Consider the following 4,205-nt stretch of genomic DNA (forward strand, 5'->3'; position numbering starts at 1 on the left):
GCGGTCGATCGAGCGTCGTAGCCGGGCCGTATGAGCCCGCTCTCGTACTCCGGCTACCGCTTCCCACGTGACGTGATCCAGCGCGCCGTCTGGATGTACCTTCGCTTCACCCTCAGCTACCGCGATGTCGAGGAGCTCCTGGCCGAGCGCGGGATCATCGTCACGTACGAGAGCGTCCGCCGCTGGGTGCTCACCTTCGGTCCCGTCATCGCGCGSGRRCTGCGGAMGMGGCGYCCGAAGCCGCACGCGCGCTGGCACCTCGATGAGGTGTTCGTCCGGATCGGCGGCAAGCAGATGTACCTGTGGCGCGTCGTCGATGCCGAAGGCGAGGTGCTCGACGTCTTGGTCCAAACCAAGCGGGACAAGCACGCGGCCCAGAAGTTGATGCGCAAGCTCCTGACGAAGCAGGGCATGGAACTCGAGGCGTGGGTCACGGGCAAATGCCCGGCCTACGGCGCTGCCCTTCGCGAGATGACTTTGAAACGGACATCGCACGTTCAGGAGAAGCGGGCGAACAATCGAGCCGAGAGCTCGCACGTCCCGGTGCGACGACGAGAGCGCAAGCTGCAGGGCTTCACGTCGCCAGGCTCAGCCCAGCGGTTCCTGTCGATGCACGCGGCCACCTACAACACCTTCACCGTTCCCCGCCACCTCGTCTCAGCCCCCACGCACCGACTCTTCCGAGCCGAGGCGTTCGCGACGTGGCGCAGGGCGGCTGGCGTGGCGGCTTGAAACTAGCCAGCGTACGATTTCCTGCGGCTACGTCCGACAACGTGACAAGCCCGTCTTCCGCACCCTTACGGAACGGTCGGCCAAGACAGTCGGTTCGTGCCTACAGCGCCTACCTCATGCGCTGACGATGATTAGGATACCTCGATGGCTACAGGCACCGTGAAGTGGTTCAACGAAACCAAGGGTTTCGGCTTCATCCAGCCGGATGACGGCGGCAAGGACGTGTTCGTGCACATCTCCGCTGTCGAGCGTTCAGGCATGCGCAACCTGATTGAAGGGCAGAAGATTTCCTACGAGATGGAGACCGACCGCCGCAGCGGTAAGGAGAGCGCCGCCAATCTGAAGAGTGCCTGAGCGGTCCCGTTCCAGGGTAAACTCGGAGGCCGCTATTGAGGCTTGGGTAACCGCGCTCCCGCATTCTGCCCTCGGGCCGTGTTGCGTATTTGGCCCCTGCCGTGAGGAACGGCATTGAGCCCCGTCAGCCTGTGATCAGATCGGGCGACGGGGCCGACACACGACCAGCGCAGACCGCCAGCAACGATCTGTTAACCATAACGGCCGAGGTAGCTGCCAGCGATCAGCTTGGGGCTGAGCGCCGAAACTCCGGGGTACGGTCTCACGGTGCGGCCTCGTCGGCGCAGTCGCAACAAGCCCGCACCCGGAACACCAGGGCGGCCTTACTCATCGTATCGAGCCGCTGGGTAGAGCCAGGGCTATATCAGCGCATGCGGCGACGGCCGACCGACATACGCTTCGGGCTTGCACCCGCTTAACTGCTCACGCCTTCTGATGCATCAAGCGCAGTCACTAAACCCGCTTGCAATGTTTATGAAGACAAATCTTAGAGACTATAGACGTATAAACTGAGACTTGTTTTTGTATTTTCACATCCGGCGCCCGTTATTCGGGGCAGTTCCGGGAACGAAAATCCAACTTTGGAGCTTGATGTAGGCGACACGCTTGGGCATTTCTTTGCTACGGGTCGGGCCGCGCAGAGAGGTACATGCATGGCATCCCAGTTTGGGGCCGCCACCGACAGCGCAGACGAACAGCGCTTCCGGCTTCTGGTCCAGTCGGTGACAGACTACGCCATCTACATGCTCGATCCCACCGGCATCATAACAAGCTGGAATCCTGGGGCGGAGCGTTTCAAAGGCTACACCGAGGCCGAGATCATCGGGCAGCACTTCTCGCGCTTCTACACCGAGGAGGACCGGCAGACCGGGTTGCCCAAACGGGCGCTCGCGACCGCGGCCAACGAGGGGCGCTTTGAGCAGGAAGGCTGGCGCGTGCGTAAGGACGGCACCCGCATGTGGGCGCACGTCATCATCGACCCGATCCGCGACCCGTCCGGTACGCTCATTGGCTTCGCCAAGATCACGCGGGACATCAGCGGGCAGAAAGTCGCACGCGAGGCGCTTCGCCAGAGCGAGGAGCGCTTCCGGCTACTCGTGCAGGGGGTCACCGACTACGCCATCTTCATGCTGAGCCCTGGCGGCTTCGTGACCAACTGGAACGCGGGGGCGGCTCGCATCAAGGGCTACACGGAAGCCGAGATCGTCGGGCAGCACTTCTCCCGCTTCTACACCGAGGAGGACCGGGAAGCCGGGGTGCCTGTCAGGGCTTTGGAGACGGCAAGACGGGAAGGCCGGTTCGAGGCCGAAGGCTGGCGGGTGCGCAAGGACGGCACCCGCTTCTGGGCGAGCGTGGTCATCGACGCGATCCGCGACGATACCGGGCGGCTTGTCGGCTTCGCCAAGGTCACCCGCGACATCACCGACCGGCGGAATGCGCAGGAGACCCTGGAGAAGGGGCGCGCCTCGCTGTTGCAGGCGCAGAAGATGGAGGCGCTTGGGGGCCTGAGTTCCGGCGTGGCACACGACTTCAACAACATCCTGACCGTTGTCCTCGGCAACCTCGATCTCCTGCGCCGCGCGCCGGAGCAGCGACGCGAGCGCCTGATCGACAACGCGGTCCAGGCGGTGGAGCAGGGGCGTAAGCTGACCCAGCAGTTGCTCGCCTTTGGGCGTCGCCACATGCACCAGCCCGAAGTTCTGGACCTGAACCGGCTGATCCTCAACATGGACGACATGCTGAGGCAGTCGCTGCGAGGGGACATCGACATGGTGTTCGATCTCGCGGATGAGCTTTGGCCCGCAGAGGTTGATTCGGCCCAGCTTCAAATCGCACTGATCAACCTCGCGGTGAATGCGCGCGACGCCATGCCCAGAGGTGGCCAGTTCCGGATCAGAACGGAGAATGTCACTGCGCCCGGCAGTGACGTTGAACAGAGCGTCGCGATCGCGGTGAGTGACGCCGGGTCCGGCATGCCGCCCGAGGTGGTCGCCCGCGCCTTCGAGCCGTTCTTCAGTACCAAGGACGTGGGCAAGGGTACGGGGCTGGGGCTGCCGCAGGTCTACGCCTTCGCCCAGCAGTCAGGCGGCTCCGTGCGCATCGCGAGTGAAGTCGGCCAAGGTACGACCTTCACGATCTCGCTGCCACGATCGCGGGAGCAGGTTGTGGAGCTAGAACGGGTGGGCAACGATCCTGGCGAGGTCGTGCGCCCGCTTCGCGTTCTGCTGGCTGAGGACAATGCGCAGGTGGCGGAAGTCGCGGCCTCGGTGCTGGCTGAGCGGGGCCACACGGTCGTGAGGAGCGCCAACGCTTCGGAAGCCCTGCACGTCCTGAACTCGGGGCAGCCCTTCGACGTGATCCTGTCCGATCTGGTGATGCCAGGAGAGATGAACGGGTTCGATTTGGCGCAGTATGTGCGCAGCCACTGGCCCGCTCTGCCAGTACTGCTTGCGACCGGCTACAGCGATCAGGCGGCCAGGGCGATCAAGGAAGGCTTCCCGCTGATCTCAAAGCCCTACAAGCCCGCAGCGCTCATCGTCGCTATCGAGAGAACGGCTTCGGCGGTCGCGATTTCTACGCGAGGAGGCAATGTCGTCCCTCTATCTCGCTCCGCGCCATAGTCCGTGGCCAGACCAGACCGAGGGCTTGGGCCTTGATCCGCCCATATGATCCGGTCCTGTTGTCCGCGAGCTGTGCAGATGGAACAAGGCGGGGAACCTCTACGGTTCATTGACTCCAACCTGCATCAGTCCGCAATGAGGGCCGATGTTGAACGACCTTCCCCAAGGCAAGACCACCTTCCGTGGTCGCGGCCTCGCGTTCGTTCATGGCTCTCGCATCGTTATGAAGGTCTGTCCGGCCTGTTCGCAGTGGAATGCCCCGAAGGCGGCCGACATGGGGGCTTGTCACGTTGTCGGACGTAGCCGCAGGAAATCGTACGCTGGCTAGTTTCAAGCCGCCACGCCAGCCGCCCTGCGCCACGTCGCGAACGCCTCGGCTCGGAAGAGTCGGTGCGTGGGGGCTGAGACGAGGTGGCGGGGAACGGTGAAGGTGTTGTAGGTGGCCGCGTGCATCGACAGGAACCGCTGGGCTGAGCCTGGCGACGTGAAGCCCTGCAG

The 4,205-nt window shown here is 63.7% G+C and carries 3 protein-coding genes and 1 pseudogene; 3 read left to right on the forward strand and 1 reads right to left on the reverse strand.

All coding sequences use genetic code 11. From position 1 onward, the window contains the following. Positions 1–30 precede the first annotated feature (30 nt). The 3 genes from AC1DXK_RS30310 (at position 31) to AC1DXK_RS30320 (ending at position 3,707) form a co-directional block, all read left to right on the forward strand. Positions 31–732: an IS6 family transposase gene (locus AC1DXK_RS30310; RefSeq protein ID WP_477299661.1), complete on the forward strand. Its 702-nt coding sequence runs from the start codon at positions 31–33 to the stop codon at positions 730–732. A gap of 144 nt (positions 733–876) precedes the next feature. Further along, positions 877–1,086, forward strand: a complete 210-nt coding sequence (locus tag AC1DXK_RS30315; RefSeq protein WP_456686040.1) for a cold-shock protein — start codon at positions 877–879, stop codon at positions 1,084–1,086. A 653-nt stretch (positions 1,087–1,739) separates the two neighbouring features. Beyond that, the gene (locus tag AC1DXK_RS30320) at positions 1,740–3,707 is read left to right on the forward strand and encodes a hybrid sensor histidine kinase/response regulator (RefSeq protein WP_456686039.1); all 1,968 of its coding nucleotides are present in this window, start codon (positions 1,740–1,742) and stop codon (positions 3,705–3,707) included. A gap of 330 nt (positions 3,708–4,037) precedes the next feature. Here AC1DXK_RS30320 and AC1DXK_RS30325 read toward each other — a convergent pair. Next, positions 4,038–4,205 (reverse strand): annotated as a pseudogene (locus AC1DXK_RS30325) (IS6 family transposase); the annotation flags it as partial.

Source organism: Methylobacterium sp. P3_A11, assembly GCF_056403155.1.